The sequence below is a fragment of the Paracoccus aestuarii genome, assembly GCF_028553885.1.
Taxonomy (GTDB): Bacteria; Pseudomonadota; Alphaproteobacteria; order Rhodobacterales; family Rhodobacteraceae; genus Paracoccus; species Paracoccus aestuarii.
This window is the reverse complement of record NZ_CP067169.1, coordinates 2,890,955-2,904,418: the sequence shown is the minus strand read 5'-3', so window position 1 is coordinate 2,904,418 and position 13,464 is coordinate 2,890,955. Positions and strand designations below refer to the sequence as shown.

Genomic DNA, 13,464 nt, shown 5'->3' with positions numbered 1-13,464 from the left:
GCTGGCCCGGGGGGGTCATCCTCACAGGCCGCCCACAGATTTATCCACAGATTCCGTGGAAAGCTTAACGGTTGCACTCGGGCGCTGGAACTTGCAGCGCCGGGCAGAATCACCACCTTGACCCCATGACCCAGAAAACCGGCCACGCCCTGATCCAGGACTATCTTCGCACGCTGGACGGCAGTCCCGGCGTCTATCGCATGCTGGATGCCGCCCAAGCGGTGCTCTATGTCGGCAAGGCGCGCGACCTGCGGGCGCGGGTGTCGAACTATGCCCGGCCCTCGGGCCATTCGGCGCGCATCGCGCGGATGATCCGCGAAACCGCCTCGATGATGTTCCTGACCACGAACACGGAAACCGAGGCGCTGCTCTTGGAGCAGAACCTGATCAAGCAGCTGAAGCCGCGCTACAACGTGCTGCTGCGCGACGACAAGTCATTCCCGAACATCCTGGTGGCCAAGTCCCACGATTATCCCCAGATCAAGAAGCATCGCGGCGCCAAGACCGAAAAAGGCGATTACTACGGCCCCTTCGCCAGCGCGGGGGCGGTGAACCGCACCCTGACCCAACTGCAGCGGGTGTTCCTGCTGCGGAACTGCACCGACAGCGTGTTCGAGTCCCGCACCCGCCCCTGCCTGCTGTTCCAGATCAAGCGCTGCAGCGCGCCCTGCGTGGGCCGGATCAGCGCGCCGGATTACCGCGCGCTGGTCAATGATGCGGAACGCTTCCTGCAGGGCAAGACCACGACCATCCAGTCCGACCTGGCCACCGAGATGGCGCAGGCGGCCGAGAACATGGAATATGAACGCGCCGCGGCGCTCCGCGACCGCATCAAGGCGCTGACCGCGGTGCAGTCGGTGCAGGCCATCAACCCCAAGGGCGTGGCCGAGGCCGATATCGTCGCCCTGCATATGGAAAGCGGCCAGGCCTGCGTGCAGGTCTTCTTCATCCGCGGCAATCAGAGCTGGGGGAACCGTGATTTCTATCCGCGCCTTGGCGGGGCCGAGAGCCCGGAGGAGGTGATGCAGGCCTTCCTGCTGCAATTCTACGACGACAAGCCGCCGCCGCGCCAGATCCTGCTGTCCCACCCGCCCGAGGACCCGGACCTGACCGCCGAGGTCCTGTCCGAACGCGCGCGCCGCAAGGTCGAGGTGGCCGTCCCCCTGCGCGGCGAGAAATCCGATCTGGTCACCAACGCCCTGCGCAATGCGCGCGAGAGCCTGGCGCGCCGCATGTCCGAAAGCGCGACCCAGCTGCGCCTGCTGGAGGGCCTGGCCGAGGCCTTCGATCTGCCCGCCCCCCCGCGCCGGATCGAGGTCTATGACAACAGCCACATCATGGGCACCAACGCGGTGGGCGGCATGATCGTGGCGGGGGCCGAGGGCTGGATCAAGAACCAGTATCGCAAGTTCAACATCAAGGGGACCGAGATCACGCCGGGCGACGATTTCGGCATGATGAAGGAGGTGCTGACGCGCCGCTTCACCCGCCTGCTGAAGGACGATCCCGACCGCCAGACCGAGGCCTGGCCGGACCTTCTGCTGATCGACGGCGGCGCGGGGCAGGTCTCGGCGGTGCATGAGATCATGGCCGAGCTGGGCGTCGAGGACATCCCCATGATCGGCGTCGCCAAGGGCCAGGACCGCGACCACGGCAAGGAGGAGTTCCACCGCCCCGGCGCGCGCCCCTTCGCGCTGCGGATGAACGACCCGGTTCTCTATTTCGTGCAGCGCCTGCGGGACGAGGCGCATCGCTGGGCCATCGGCACCCACCGGGCGCGCCGCGCCAAATCGCAGATGGCCAACCCCCTGGACGAGATCGCGGGCATCGGCGCCGCCCGCAAGCGCGCCCTGCTGGCCCATTTCGGCAGCGCCAAGGCGGTCGCCCGCGCGGGCCTGCCCGACCTGCAGGCGGTCGAGGGGATATCCGCCGCCATGGCCCAGAAGGTCCATGACCACTTCCACCCCCGCGACTGAAGGCGGGGCCGCTCAGCGCGCGCGGCCCGAAAACCCGGGCGGGCGCTTGGCCACCCAGTCCCAGAACCGGACCAGGTCGGGATGGGCGCGCAGCGCCTCGACGGTGTTGACGTTGCGCGCCAGCTCCGTCTCGCGCAGGGTCTTGTGGATCGTCTTGTGGCAGATATGGTGCAGCAGCACCGTCGGACCGCCCTTGCCGCCGCGCAGCTTGGGGATCAGGTGATGGCGGCTCTGGGGCACGTCGGGCGGGATCGGCCGCAGGCAGAGCGGGCAGATCGGGTCGGTCTCTGACGGCATCGTGACCCGGTCGGGGTCAGGTCTCGGTTTACGCATGGGACAGCCTCGCCTAGGCCCCGATCAGACCAAAGCCCACCCGAAAGGACAAGCCATGCCGACCCGCCGCGCCCTTTTGTCCCTTGCCGGGGCCGCCGCTGTGCTGCCGCTGGCGGGGCTGGCCCAGGACCGCCCCAACCCCATGCCCGAGGATCTGCGCCGCGCCTTGGAACGCGACCGCACCGCGCCCGTGCTGGGCAACCCCCAGGGCAATGTCACCCTGACGGAATTCTTCGACTATAATTGCGGGCATTGCCGCACGATGCTGCCCCGCATCTCGGAGCTGGTGCGATCGGACCCGCAGCTGCGCGTCGTCTATCGCGAATGGCCGGTCTTCGGTCCCGGATCGGATTTCGCGGCCCGCGCCTCGCTGGCGGCGCTGCCAACCGGAAAATACTGGCAGTTCCATGCCGGGCTTCTGGGCCTCAGGGGCCGGGTCGAACAGGCCAGCGTCATGCGCGTCGCCCGCGAGGTCGGCCTGGACGAGGAGGCGCTGCGCACCGGGATGGAGGGCGCGGATATCGAACGCCACATCACCATGAGCCACATGCTGGCCGAACATATGGGCCTGGCGGGCACGCCCACCTTCATCTGCGGGGACGAGGCCGTCTTCGGCGCCATGACCATTGCCGAGCTGCGCGCCCTGGTCGCGCGGGGCCGCGCCACGATGGGCACCGCCTCCTAGGCTCCAGACTCATTAAGTTTCACAGCCAGAACAAGACGGTTGCGGCGAGCATGATCGCTGAGAAGAACGTTTCCGGGCAGCGGTCATAACGGGTTGCGACGCGCCTCCAGTCCTTCAGACGTCCGAACATGATTTCGATGCGGTTACGCCTTTTGTAACGCCGCTTGTCGTATTTGACGGCCTTCTTGCGGGACCTCCGTCCGGGGATGCAAACCTTTATCCCCTTGTCTTTCAAAGCGTCTCTGAACCAGTCAGCGTCGTAGCCCCTGTCGGCCAGAAGCCACTCAGCCTTCGGCAGGCTGCCCAGCAGCGCCGCCGCGCCGGTGTAATCGCTAACCTGGCCGGCCGACATGAAGAACCCGATCGGCCGCCCCTTCGCATCGGCGACAGCGTGCAACTTGGTGTTCATACCGCCTTTGGTGCGCCCGATCTGGCGCCCGCGCCCCCCTTTTTCACCCCAAGGCTCGAGGCCGTGCGGTGTGCCTTGAGATAGGTCGCGTCATTCATGATCGTCTTGTGCTCGGCGCTCTCGGCGGCAAGGCCGACCATGATCCGGGCAAAAACCCCGTTATCGCTCCAGCGCTTCCAGCGGTTGTAGAGGGTTTTGGCCGGGCCGTATTCCTTCGGCGCGTCACACCACCGCAACCCATTACGATTGATGAAAATTATGCCGCTGAGGACGCGACGATCATCGACCCGGGGCTTGCCATGGCTCTTGGGAAAGAACGGTTTCAGACGCTCCATTTGGGCGTCGCTCAGCCAGTAAAGATTACTCATCGATCAGGTCTCCTTGCGGAGCCTGAATCATGCAAAGACCGTAAGATCAATGGGTCTGGAGCCTAGGGGCGGCGGCCCCAATCGGCGTCCTGCATCTCGCGCAGGCGGGATGCGGTGCGTTCGAATTCGAAGCTGCCCTCGCCCTCGTTATAGAGCTGTTCGGGTTCGTCCGCGGCGCTGGCGATCAGCCGCACCCGCGCCTCGTAAAGCGCGTCGATCAGCGTCACGAAGCGCCGCGCCTCGTTGTAGTTCGAGGCCGAGAGCCGCGGCACCCCGTCGATCAGCAGGACATCCACCGCCCGCGCCACGGCCAGGTAATCCGCCGCGCCGAGCGGCCGGCCGCAGAGATCCCAGAAGCCTGACCGCGCGACCCTGCCCGCATGGGCGGGCAGGGTGACCTGCCGCCCCTGCACCGTCAGGACCAGCGGCTGCGCCTCGGCATCGCCGGTCAGCGCCTGCCATTCCGCGTCCAGCGCCGATTTCGCGCGGGCATCGGCGGGGGTGAACCAGACCTGGCCGCCATCGCGGTTCTGGCGGTAATCGGTCTCGCTGTCCAGGCAGACGACCTGCATCCGCGCCCGGATCAGGTCGATGAAGGGCAGGAACAGCTGCCGGTTCAGCCCGTGCTTGTAGAGATCCTCGGGCACCCGGTTCGAGGTCGTGACCACCGTCACGCCGCGTTCGAACAGCACCTGGAACAGCCGGCCCACGATCATCGCATCGGCGATGTCGGTGATCTGCATCTCGTCAAAGCACAGCAGGCGGACGGAGGCGGCCACGGCCTCGGCCACGGGGCGCACGGTGTCCTGTTCGCCGCGCTGGCGGGCGGCGTTCAGCCCGGCCTGGATCTCCTGCATGAATTCGTGGAAATGTACGCGGCGGCAGGGAATGTCGTCCGCGGCCTCGGCCATCAGCTCCATCAGCATGGATTTGCCGCGCCCGACGCCGCCCCACAGATAGAGGCCCTGCACCCCCGGCGCGGGCTCGGGATTGCCCACCCCCAGCAGCGCGCGCCAGGCCGAACGGCGCGGCGCGGGCGCCTGGCCCAGCTGGTCCAGCACCCGGTCCAGATGCGGCAGCACCGCCGTCTGGGCCGGATCGGCGCGCAGCTGCCCCGCCTGAACCCGCCGGTTGTAGAGATCGGTGACCTTGCCCATGGCTGCCCCTTCCGCTGACCGCCCGACCCCTGCCACAGCGCGCGCCCGGCCCGCAAGGGGCGGCGGTGCTTGACCGGGGCGGGGGCGGCATGCCATCGGATGGGACATGACACCTGCCATCCCCGTCCCCGACCTGATCGCCGGCATCCCGGTCCTGTTCGTCATGGCCGCCGACCCCGAATACGGACCGGTGCTGCGGTCGCGCATCCGCCCCCTGATGACCGGCATCGGCCCGATCGAGGCCGCCGTCCAGCTGACCGCCGCGCTGGCGCGGATGGACCCGCTGCCCCGGCTGGTCGTGTCGCTGGGATCGGCGGGATCGGCGCGGCTGACGCAGACGCGGGTCTATCAGGCATCGGGCGTGGCGTGGCGCGACATGGACGCCTCGGCCCTGGGCTTCGAACGCGGGCGCACGCCGCTTCTGGACCTGCCGCGGCTGGTGCCGCTGCCCCATCGCATCCCCGGCCTGCCCCAGGCCAGCCTGTCCACCGGCGCGACCATCGTCAGCGGCCCCGCCTATGACGCCATCCCCGAGGACATGGTCGACATGGAGACCTTCGCCCATCTGCGCGCGACCACAGCCTTCGGCCTGCCGCTGATCGCGCTGCGCGGCATATCGGACGGGGCCGAGGCGCTGACCGGCATGGCCGACTGGACCCGCCATCTGGACCTGATCGACGGGCGGCTGGCCGATGCGCTGGACCTGCTGGAACAGGCGCTGGCGCGGCGCGACCCGGCCTTGGGGCTGGACCTGTGACAGGGCGTGCGCTTGTCCTTGCGGCCCGCGCGGCCTAAACCGGACGGCGCAACCAGTCGAGACACAGGCACCCATGGCACGCGGCACCACCCCCCGACCCGACCGTCCCACCTCGCGTAGGGTAGGGGCGCTGGGGGCGCTCTGGCCCTTCGTGCGGCCCTATCGCGGGCAGGTGGCGCTGGCGATCGTGGCATTGGTGGCGACATCGGCCATCAGCCTGATCCTGCCTTTGGCCGCGCGCCGGGTGGTGGACAATTTCGACGACGGGGCGGGGCTGCTGGACCGCTATTTCGGGGCGGCGCTGCTGATCGTGGCGGCGCTGGCCCTGGGCACGGCGGCGCGGTATTTCTTCGTCACCCGGCTGGGCGAACGGGTCGTGGCCGATATCCGCAAGGCGGTCTATGCCCGCGTCATCACCCTGTCGCCCGCCTTCTTCGAACGCGTGATGACGGGCGAGATCCTGTCGCGCATCACCACCGACACCACGCTGATCCAGTCGGTCGTGGGGTCGTCGCTGTCCATCGCACTGCGCAACCTGCTGATCCTGACGGGGGGGCTGGCGATGCTGGCCTGGACCTCGATCAAGCTGATGGGGCTGGTCCTGCTGATCGTCCCCGCCATCCTGATCCCGATCATCGTGCTGGGCCGCCGCCTGCGGGGCCTGTCGCGCCAGAACCAGGACTGGATCGCCGCATCCTCGGGCACCGCCTCCGAGACGCTGCTGGCCGCCCAGACCGTGCAGGCCTATACCGCCGAATCCCGCAGCATCGCGCGGTTCGACGATGTGACCGAGCAATCCTATATCGTCGCGCGCACCCGCATCGTCACGCGGGCGGTGATGACGGCGATTGTGATCTTCCTGATCTTCGCGGGCGTGATCGGGGTGCTGTGGATCGGCGCGCGCGACGTGCAGGCCGGGGTCATGACGGCGGGTCAGCTGGTCCAGTTCGTGATCTATGCCATCCTTGTGGCCAGCGCCGCCGGTGCCCTGTCCGAGATCTGGGGCGAATTGCAGCGCGCCGCGGGCGCCACCGAACGCCTGGCCGAGCTGCTTTCGGCAGAGGATACGCTGACCGATCCGGCGACCCCGCTGCCGCTGCCCGTGCCGCTGCGCGGGCGGCTGGCGCTGGAGGGGGTGGGTTTCCGCTTTCCCACGCGCCCGGACCTGCCGGCGCTGGACGGGATCGACCTGACCATCCAGCCGGGCGAGACGGTGGCCTTGGTCGGGCCGTCGGGCGCGGGCAAGACCACGGTGATCCAGCTGGTCCAGCGCTTCTGGGACCCCCAGCAGGGGCGCGTGACGCTGGATGGGATCGACCTGCGCGACCTGGCGCGGACGGACCTGCGCGGCCGGATCGCGCTGGTGCCGCAGGACCCGGTGATCTTCGCCGCCTCGGCGGCCGAGAACATCCGCATCGGCCGGCCCGAGGCCTCGGATGCCGAGATAGCCCAAGCCGCGCGCGACGCCCATGCGCATGACTTCATCGCCGCCCTGCCGCAGGGCTATGACACGCCCCTGGGGGAACGCGGGGTGATGCTGTCGGGCGGTCAGCGCCAGCGCATCGCCATCGCCCGCGCCATGCTGCGCGACGCGCCGATCCTGCTGCTGGACGAGGCGACCAGCGCGCTGGACGCGGAATCCGAGGCGCTGGTCCAGGCCGCCGTGGGCCGCTTGGCCGAGGGCCGCACGACCATCGTCGTGGCCCATCGCCTGGCCACGGTGAAGCAGGCCGACCGGATCGTGGTGCTGGATCAGGGCCGCATTGTCGCTCAGGGCAGTCATGACCAGCTGGTCGCGCAGGGGGGCCTTTATGCCCGGCTGGCGCGGATGCAGTTCACCGACGGCCCGCAGGCGGCCGCGCCGCTGGCCCGCGCGCTCTAGCGTTCAGCGCGGGGCGGCCATCACCAGCGACCAGAACCGGGTCCGCCCGTCGGCGGCGATGGCCTGCGCCACGCCCACATGGCGGATGCGCCCGTTCAGCAGGTTCGCGCGATGGGGCGCCGATGCGACCCAGCTGTCCATTGCAGCGCCCAGATCGCGCTGGCCCGCGCCGATATTCTCGGCCGCCAGCGATGCCGGATAGCCCGCCTGCCGCGCCCGCGCGCCGACGCCGCCCCCGCCCGCATGGGTCAGCTGGCCGCGCCGGGCCATCGCGCAGGCCTGACGGGCCGCGGCGGCGGTCAGCGCCGGATCGGCCCCGACCGGGCCCAGCCCGGCCTGGGCGCGCAGCCGGCTGATCCGGTCGGCGGCGGCCTGGCTGTCCAGGGCCGAGGGGGCGGGGCAATCCGCCGCCGCGGCGGGGCCGGCGGCGGCAAGGGAAAGGATCAGGGCGGCGATGCGCAGCGTCATGGCTGGGTCCTCCGGGGCATCAACTGAGCCTAGCGCGATCCGGCCCGTCGCTCAACCCTGGGGCGAGTGGCGCCCTGGGTGCTGGGCGCGGCATAGACGGCGGCCCAATAGACCGTGCGCCCATCCTCGGCCAGGGCCTGGCCCAGGCCGAAATCGCTGATCTGCGGCAGCAGGATATTGGCCTTGTGCCCGGCCGAGCGGTCCCATTCGTCCAGCACCCGGCCAAGCGAGAATGGCCCCGCGGCGATGTTCTCGGCCGAGATGGCGGGGCGATAGCCCGCCTCGCGCAGGCGCATGCCCGGCCCGGTCGTTTTGCTGCCCAGATGCGTCATCCGGCCCCGGCGGGCCATGTCGCAGGCATGTTCGGCGGCCACGCGCGCTAGATCCGGGCTGGGCCGCACCGGCGGCAGGCCCGCCCGCGCCCGCGCGCGGTTGGTGGCGGCGGCGCCTGCGGCGTTCTGCGCCTCGGCCGTGGCGATGCAGGCGGCGCGTCCCGGCGCGCCCACCTGGACGGCATGGGGGTCGGTGGCGGTGGGGGCGGCATCGGGGCGCGCGCCGCATCCGGCCAGCAGGGCCAGCCCCAGCATGGCGCCGCATCGCAGCGCCCGGTCGCGGTGGTGTCGGGTCATGTCCTTCCCTCGGTCCATACGGGGTCGTGGAACTGGCCTAACAGCCAAAGCTTAACAAGCCGTGAGCGGCGCCGGGCGCGAAACACCGCCGATCCCCGCGCGCCTGACGCCGCGTCCCGCCCGGGTGACGCGGCGTTTTTACGCATGGCGCGGGGCGCGGGACTTGCGCCGCCGATCCCTCATGGCCCATCCTCGCCCCGGGAGAGGCCGCGCGACGGCCCGGACAGCAGGGGAGGAAAGATGGGCAAGTTCAGCACCTACGAGGATCGCGACCGGGTCGAACAGGAATGCGATTACGCCGCGCGCGACCTGCCGGTGACGATCTACGATTTCCTGGCGCGCACGGCCGAGCGGTTCCCGCAGCGGCCCGCCATCTCGTTCCAGCTGCTGTCGGGGCCGACCGATCCCGCGACCACCCTGACCTGGAAGGACCTGCTGGAACGCGTGACCGAGACTGCGAACTTGTTCCGCAGCCTGGGCGTGGGGCCGAACGACACCGTGGCCTATCTGCTGCCCAACAGCATCGAGACGCCGGTCGTCCTGCTGGCGGGCGCCACGGCGGGCATCGTGAACCCGATCAACCCGCTGCTGGACGCGACCCAGATCGCCGGCATCCTGCGCGAGACGAAGGCCAAGGTGCTGGTGACGCTGAAGGCCTTCCCCAAGACCGACGTGGCCCAGAAGGCCGCCGAGGCCGTGGCCCAGGCCCCCGGCGTCACCCATGTGGTGGAAATCGACCTGAACCGCCACCTGCGCGGCGTCAAGCGCTTCATCGTGCCGCTGATCCGGCCCAAGGTGAAGGTCACCCACAAGGCCAAGGTCCTGGATTTCGAGGCCGCGACCAGCGGGCGCACCCATACCCGCCTGGAATTCGACGACCCCAAGCAGGACCGCGTCGCCGCCTATTTCCACACCGGAGGCACCACCGGCACGCCCAAGGTCGCGCAGCACAAGTACAGCGGCATGATCTATAACGGCTGGCTGGGGGGCACGCTGCTGTTCGACGAGACCGACGTGCTGATGTGCCCGCTGCCGATGTTCCACGTCTTTGCGGCCTATCCGGTGCTGATGTCCTGCATCGCGTCTGGCGCGCATGTGGTCATGCCCACCCCCGCGGGATACCGGGGCGACGGGGTCTTCGACAATTTCTGGAAGCTGATCGAACGGTGGAACGCCACCTTCCTGATCACCGTGCCCACCGCCATCGCCGCCCTGATGCAGCGCCCGGTCAATGCCGATGTCAGCAGCCTGAAGACCGCGATCTCGGGATCCGCGCCCCTGCCGATCGAGCTCTACAACCGCTTCAAGGCCGCCACCGGGGTCGAGATCGCCGAGGGCTATGGCCTGACCGAGGCGACCTGCCTGGTCAGCTGCAACCCGGTGGACGGGCTGAAGAAGGTCGGATCGGTCGGCATCCCGCTGCCGCATTGCCATGTCCGCATCCTGCATCACGACGCCTCGGGGCAGGTCCAGGAATGCCCGGTCGATGTGGTGGGCGAGATCTGCGTCGCCAATCCCGGCGTCTTTCCCGGCTCGACCTATACCGAGGCCGACAAGAACCAGAAGCTGTTCGCCGAGGAGATCTATCTGCGCACCGGCGATCTGGGCCGGATCGACGCCGACGGCTATCTGTGGATCACCGGCCGCGCCAAGGACCTGATCATCCGAGGCGGCCACAATATCGACCCGGCCGAGATCGAGGAGGGCCTGCTGTCCCACCCCGCCGTGGCCTTTGCCGGCGCGATCGGCCAGCCCGACGCCTTTGCGGGCGAACTGCCCTGCGTCTATGTCGAGCTGGTCGGCGGCGCCTCGGTCACGGTCGAGGAGCTGGCGGCGCATGCAAAGACGCATATCCACGAACGCGCGGCAATCCCCAAGCATATCGAGATCATGCCCGAGCTGCCCAAGACCGCGGTCGGCAAGATCTTCAAGCCGGATCTGCGCAAGATGGCCATCACCCGCGTCTATGACGCGGTGCTGAAGGGCACCGGCGCCCGCGTGGCCGAGGTGCGCGAGGACAAGAAGCGCGGGTTGGTCGCCCATCTGACCCATGAGGGCAAGGTGGACGAGGCCGAGGTGAGATCGCGCCTCGGCCAGTTCACCACGCCCTGGGACCTGAACTGAGGTTCGGTCCGGGGCGTCAGGCGCCCCGGTCCTGTTCGTCCTTGGCCCAGAGATAGCCGATGAAGGCGCCCTTGATCAGGCGCAGCATCACCAGCGTGGCCACCGTCATGATGACGCTGGTCACGATCAGCAGGGTCACCGGCTCCGGCCGCCAGATCGCCCAGATGAAGCCGATCACCGGGATCAGCAGCAAAAGCGCCGCCGTCATCGCGAAGAAGGCCGGCCCGTCCGCCGCCGGATAGCGGCCGAGCGGCGCGCCGCAATGGGCGCATTCCGCGTTCAGCCCCAGAAAGCCCTGCATCAGCTGGCCCTCGCCGCAGGCGGGGCAGCGGTTGCGCAGGCCCCGGGCGATGGCTTGGCGGCTGTCTCGGATCTCGGTCATGGGCGGTCCTTTCGGCAGGGCGCGCGGGCGCGCCGGTCGGATGGGCGCGGGCCTCAGCCGTTCTCGCGCAGGATGCGGCCCGCCAGATAGAGCGAGCCGCAGATCAGGATGCGCGCATGGGGCGCGCGGGTCAGGATATCGGCGATGGCCGCGGCCGCGTCGGGGGCGGTGCGGGCCTCCATCCCGCAGGCGCGGGCGGCATCGGCGGTGTCGCGGGCGGGCAGGGTGTTCGGCTCGCCCGGGATGTCGACGGCGGTCAGGCTGGCCGCATGGGCGGCCAAGGGGCGCAGATAGCCCGCGACATCCTTGGTGTTCAGCATTCCGCAGACCAGATGTGTGGGCCGGTCGGGCAGGCCCTGCAGCGTGGCGGCGATGGCCTGGCCACCCGCGGGGTTGTGGCCGCCATCGAGCCACAATTCGGCGCCTTGGGCCAGATCGACCAGCGGACCGCGCGTCAGGCGCTGCATCCGGGCGGGCCAATGGGTGTCGGTCATCGCGGCGCGGGCCTGCGCTTCGGCCGCGCCGAGCGCACGCAGCGCGGCCAGCGCGGTGCCCGCGTTCTGGATCTGATGCGGGCCGATCAGCGCGGGGCGCGGCAGGTCCCACAGCCCGTGATCGTCCTGGAACACGATGCCGTCGCGTTCGGGCTGGACCGTCCAATGCTGGCCATGCGCCAGGATCGGGGCCGAGAGACCCATGGCGCGGGCCTCGATCACCCGCAGGGCGTCGTCCTGCTGGGGGCCGATGATGACGGGGACGCGCGGCTTGATGATCCCGGCCTTTTCGGCGGCGATCAGGGGCAGGGTCTCGCCCAGATACTGGGTGTGGTCGATGCTGACCGGGGTGATGACCGTCAGATGCGGGGCATCGATGACATTGGTGGCGTCCAGACGGCCGCCCAGGCCCACCTCCAGCAGGGTGTAGTCGGCGGCGCTGCGGGAAAAGGCCAGGAAGGCGGCTGCGGTCGTGATCTCGAAGAAGGTGATGGGCTGGCCGTCATTGGCGTCCTCGCAATCGCGCAGGGTGGCGGCCAGATCCGCCTCGGGGATCAGGTCGCCCGCCAGGCGGATGCGTTCGTGGAACCAGGCCAGATGCGGCGAGGTATAGGCATGGACGCGCGCGCCCCCGGCCTGAAGCCCCGCGCGGATCATGGCCTGGGTGCTGCCCTTGCCATTGGTGCCCGCGATGTGGATGACCGGGGGGATGCGCCGTTCGGGGTGGCCGAGCGCGGCCAGCAGGCGGTGCATCCGGTCCAGCGACAGGTCGATCACCTTGGGATGCAGCGCCATCAGGCGTGACAGGATCGCGTCGGAAGTCGTCATGTCATGCACCGGGGGCCAGCCCCCGGACCCCCGGGGTATTTCGACAACGGAGAAAGCCTATTCGGCGGGGGCCGGTTCGGCCGCGGGTTCGGGTGCGGGCAGGTCGGCGCGGGTGGGGGCGGTCATGCCGCCCAGCATCCGCAGGATCGAGATCAGCTCGTCCCGGAGGCGGCCGCGATGGGTCACCCGGTCCAGCATGCCGTGTTCCAGCAGGTATTCGGCGCGCTGGAAGCCCTCGGGCAGCTTTTCGCGGATGGTCTGTTCGATGACGCGGGGGCCCGCGAAGCAGATCAGGGCATTGGGTTCGGCGATCTGGATGTCGCCCAGCATCGCATAGCTGGCCGTGACGCCGCCCGTGGTCGGGTGGGTGAGCACGACGATATAGGGGATGCCCGCATCCTTGAGCATCTGGACCGCGACCGTGGTGCGCGGCATCTGCATCAGGGACAGGATCCCCTCCTGCATCCGGGCGCCGCCGGCGGCGGAGAAGAGGACCAGGGGCTTGCCCGTCTGGACCGCGCGTTCGGCGGCGGCGACGATGGCATTGCCCACATACATGCCCATCGAGCCGCCCATGAAGCTGAAATCCTGGGCGACGGCGATCAGGGGGGTGCGGCCCATCTCGCCCTCGGCGACCAGCATCGCCTCCTTTTCGCCGGTGGATTTCTGCGCGGCCTTCATCCGGTCGGGATATTTCTTCTGGTCGCGGAAATGCAGCGGGTCGGCGATGGGTTCGGGGACCTTCACCTCGACGAAGGCGCCGCCGTCGAACAGCGCAGCGAAGCGGTCGCGCGGCGTGATCGCCATGTGGTGGTCGCAATTCGTGCAGACGTTCAGGTTGTCCGACAATTCGCGGTGAAACAGCATCGTCCCGCATTCGGGGCATTTGGTCCACAGGTTCTCGGGGACCTCGCGCCGGGAGAAGAGCGAATTGATGCGCGGGCGGACGTAGTTCGTGATCCAGTTCATCGC

At 69.3% G+C, this 13,464-nt stretch carries 13 protein-coding genes; 5 read left to right on the top strand and 8 right to left on the bottom strand.

From position 1 onward, the window contains the following. The first annotated feature begins 125 nt into the window (after positions 1-125). A complete protein-coding gene (gene uvrC, locus JHW48_RS14690) occupies positions 126-1,976 on the top strand; it encodes an excinuclease ABC subunit UvrC (protein WP_119884591.1) in 1,851 nt (616 codons plus the stop codon). A gap of 12 nt (positions 1,977-1,988) precedes the next feature. Here the strand turns inward: uvrC and JHW48_RS14685 are convergent, their stop codons facing one another. After that, positions 1,989-2,309: an HNH endonuclease gene (locus JHW48_RS14685; RefSeq protein WP_240637647.1), complete on the bottom strand. Its 321-nt coding sequence runs from the start codon at positions 2,307-2,309 to the stop codon at positions 1,989-1,991. A gap of 55 nt (positions 2,310-2,364) precedes the next feature. Between JHW48_RS14685 and JHW48_RS14680 the strand changes: the two genes are divergently transcribed. Then, positions 2,365-2,994, top strand: a complete 630-nt coding sequence (locus tag JHW48_RS14680; RefSeq protein WP_119884593.1) for a DsbA family protein — start codon at positions 2,365-2,367, stop codon at positions 2,992-2,994. 19 nt (positions 2,995-3,013) lie between these two features. On the opposite strand, the gene JHW48_RS14675 is transcribed toward JHW48_RS14680, so the two are convergent. Next, a protein-coding gene (locus JHW48_RS14675; RefSeq protein ID WP_119884594.1) for an IS5-like element ISPaes2 family transposase occupies positions 3,014-3,771 on the bottom strand; the annotation gives its coding sequence in 2 pieces (ribosomal slippage) (positions 3,014-3,447 and positions 3,447-3,771; 759 coding nt in all). 62 nt (positions 3,772-3,833) lie between these two features. Next, entirely contained in the window at positions 3,834-4,928 is a 1,095-nt protein-coding gene (zapE, locus tag JHW48_RS14670) for a cell division protein ZapE (protein WP_119884595.1), read from the bottom strand. A 106-nt stretch (positions 4,929-5,034) separates the two neighbouring features. Between zapE and JHW48_RS14665 the strand changes: the two genes are divergently transcribed. Together JHW48_RS14665 and JHW48_RS14660 are read left to right on the top strand one after the other, a co-directional pair. Then, the gene (locus JHW48_RS14665) at positions 5,035-5,685 is read left to right on the top strand and encodes a 5'-methylthioadenosine/S-adenosylhomocysteine nucleosidase (RefSeq protein WP_119884596.1); all 651 of its coding nucleotides are present in this window, start codon (positions 5,035-5,037) and stop codon (positions 5,683-5,685) included. 73 nt (positions 5,686-5,758) lie between these two features. Beyond that, positions 5,759-7,567 carry an ABC transporter transmembrane domain-containing protein gene (locus tag JHW48_RS14660; RefSeq protein WP_119884597.1) on the top strand — a complete coding sequence of 603 codons (1,809 nt, stop codon included), beginning with the start codon at positions 5,759-5,761 and terminating at the stop codon, positions 7,565-7,567. A 3-nt stretch (positions 7,568-7,570) separates the two neighbouring features. Here JHW48_RS14660 and JHW48_RS14655 read toward each other — a convergent pair whose 3' ends face one another. Both JHW48_RS14655 and JHW48_RS14650 read right to left on the bottom strand, forming a co-directional pair. Further along, positions 7,571-8,035 (bottom strand): CAP domain-containing protein, encoded by a 465-nt coding sequence (locus tag JHW48_RS14655; RefSeq protein WP_119884598.1) that lies wholly within the window; start codon positions 8,033-8,035, stop codon positions 7,571-7,573. Between the two features lie 29 nt (positions 8,036-8,064). Continuing rightward, a complete protein-coding gene (locus JHW48_RS14650) occupies positions 8,065-8,664 on the bottom strand; it encodes a CAP domain-containing protein (protein ID WP_240637648.1) in 600 nt (199 codons plus the stop codon). A 240-nt stretch (positions 8,665-8,904) separates the two neighbouring features. Here JHW48_RS14650 and JHW48_RS14645 point away from each other — a divergent pair, with 240 nt between their 5' ends. Further along, positions 8,905-10,788: an acyl-CoA synthetase gene (locus JHW48_RS14645; RefSeq protein WP_119884599.1), complete on the top strand. Its 1,884-nt coding sequence runs from the start codon at positions 8,905-8,907 to the stop codon at positions 10,786-10,788. Between the two features lie 16 nt (positions 10,789-10,804). On the opposite strand, the gene JHW48_RS14640 is transcribed toward JHW48_RS14645, so the two are convergent. Genes JHW48_RS14640 through accD form a run of 3 tightly spaced genes read right to left on the bottom strand, consistent with a single transcriptional unit; the run spans position 10,805 to position 13,461 of the window. Then, positions 10,805-11,170 (bottom strand): DUF983 domain-containing protein, encoded by a 366-nt coding sequence (locus JHW48_RS14640; RefSeq protein ID WP_119884600.1) that lies wholly within the window; start codon positions 11,168-11,170, stop codon positions 10,805-10,807. A gap of 53 nt (positions 11,171-11,223) precedes the next feature. After that, entirely contained in the window at positions 11,224-12,492 is a 1,269-nt protein-coding gene (locus JHW48_RS14635) for a bifunctional folylpolyglutamate synthase/dihydrofolate synthase (RefSeq protein ID WP_119884601.1), read from the bottom strand. 57 nt (positions 12,493-12,549) lie between these two features. Continuing rightward, positions 12,550-13,461: an acetyl-CoA carboxylase, carboxyltransferase subunit beta gene (gene accD, locus JHW48_RS14630; RefSeq protein WP_119884602.1), complete on the bottom strand. Its 912-nt coding sequence runs from the start codon at positions 13,459-13,461 to the stop codon at positions 12,550-12,552. Between the last annotated feature and the right edge of the window lie 3 nt (positions 13,462-13,464).

Excerpts from the sequence above, each read along its gene's own strand:
- uvrC (WP_119884591.1), top strand. The coding sequence starts at position 126 with ATGACCCAGAAAACCGGCCACGCCCTGATCCAGGACTATCTTCGCACG.
- JHW48_RS14685 (WP_240637647.1), bottom strand. The coding sequence starts at position 2,309 with ATGCGTAAACCGAGACCTGACCCCGACCGGGTCACGATGCCGTCAGAG.
- JHW48_RS14680 (WP_119884593.1), top strand. The coding sequence starts at position 2,365 with ATGCCGACCCGCCGCGCCCTTTTGTCCCTTGCCGGGGCCGCCGCTGTG.
- zapE (WP_119884595.1), bottom strand. The coding sequence starts at position 4,928 with ATGGGCAAGGTCACCGATCTCTACAACCGGCGGGTTCAGGCGGGGCAG.
- JHW48_RS14665 (WP_119884596.1), top strand. The coding sequence starts at position 5,035 with ATGACACCTGCCATCCCCGTCCCCGACCTGATCGCCGGCATCCCGGTC.
- JHW48_RS14660 (WP_119884597.1), top strand. The coding sequence starts at position 5,759 with ATGGCACGCGGCACCACCCCCCGACCCGACCGTCCCACCTCGCGTAGG.
- JHW48_RS14655 (WP_119884598.1), bottom strand. The coding sequence starts at position 8,035 with ATGACGCTGCGCATCGCCGCCCTGATCCTTTCCCTTGCCGCCGCCGGC.
- JHW48_RS14650 (WP_240637648.1), bottom strand. The coding sequence starts at position 8,664 with ATGACCCGACACCACCGCGACCGGGCGCTGCGATGCGGCGCCATGCTG.
- JHW48_RS14645 (WP_119884599.1), top strand. The coding sequence starts at position 8,905 with ATGGGCAAGTTCAGCACCTACGAGGATCGCGACCGGGTCGAACAGGAA.
- JHW48_RS14640 (WP_119884600.1), bottom strand. The coding sequence starts at position 11,170 with ATGACCGAGATCCGAGACAGCCGCCAAGCCATCGCCCGGGGCCTGCGC.
- JHW48_RS14635 (WP_119884601.1), bottom strand. The coding sequence starts at position 12,492 with ATGACGACTTCCGACGCGATCCTGTCACGCCTGATGGCGCTGCATCCC.
- accD (WP_119884602.1), bottom strand. The coding sequence starts at position 13,461 with ATGAACTGGATCACGAACTACGTCCGCCCGCGCATCAATTCGCTCTTC.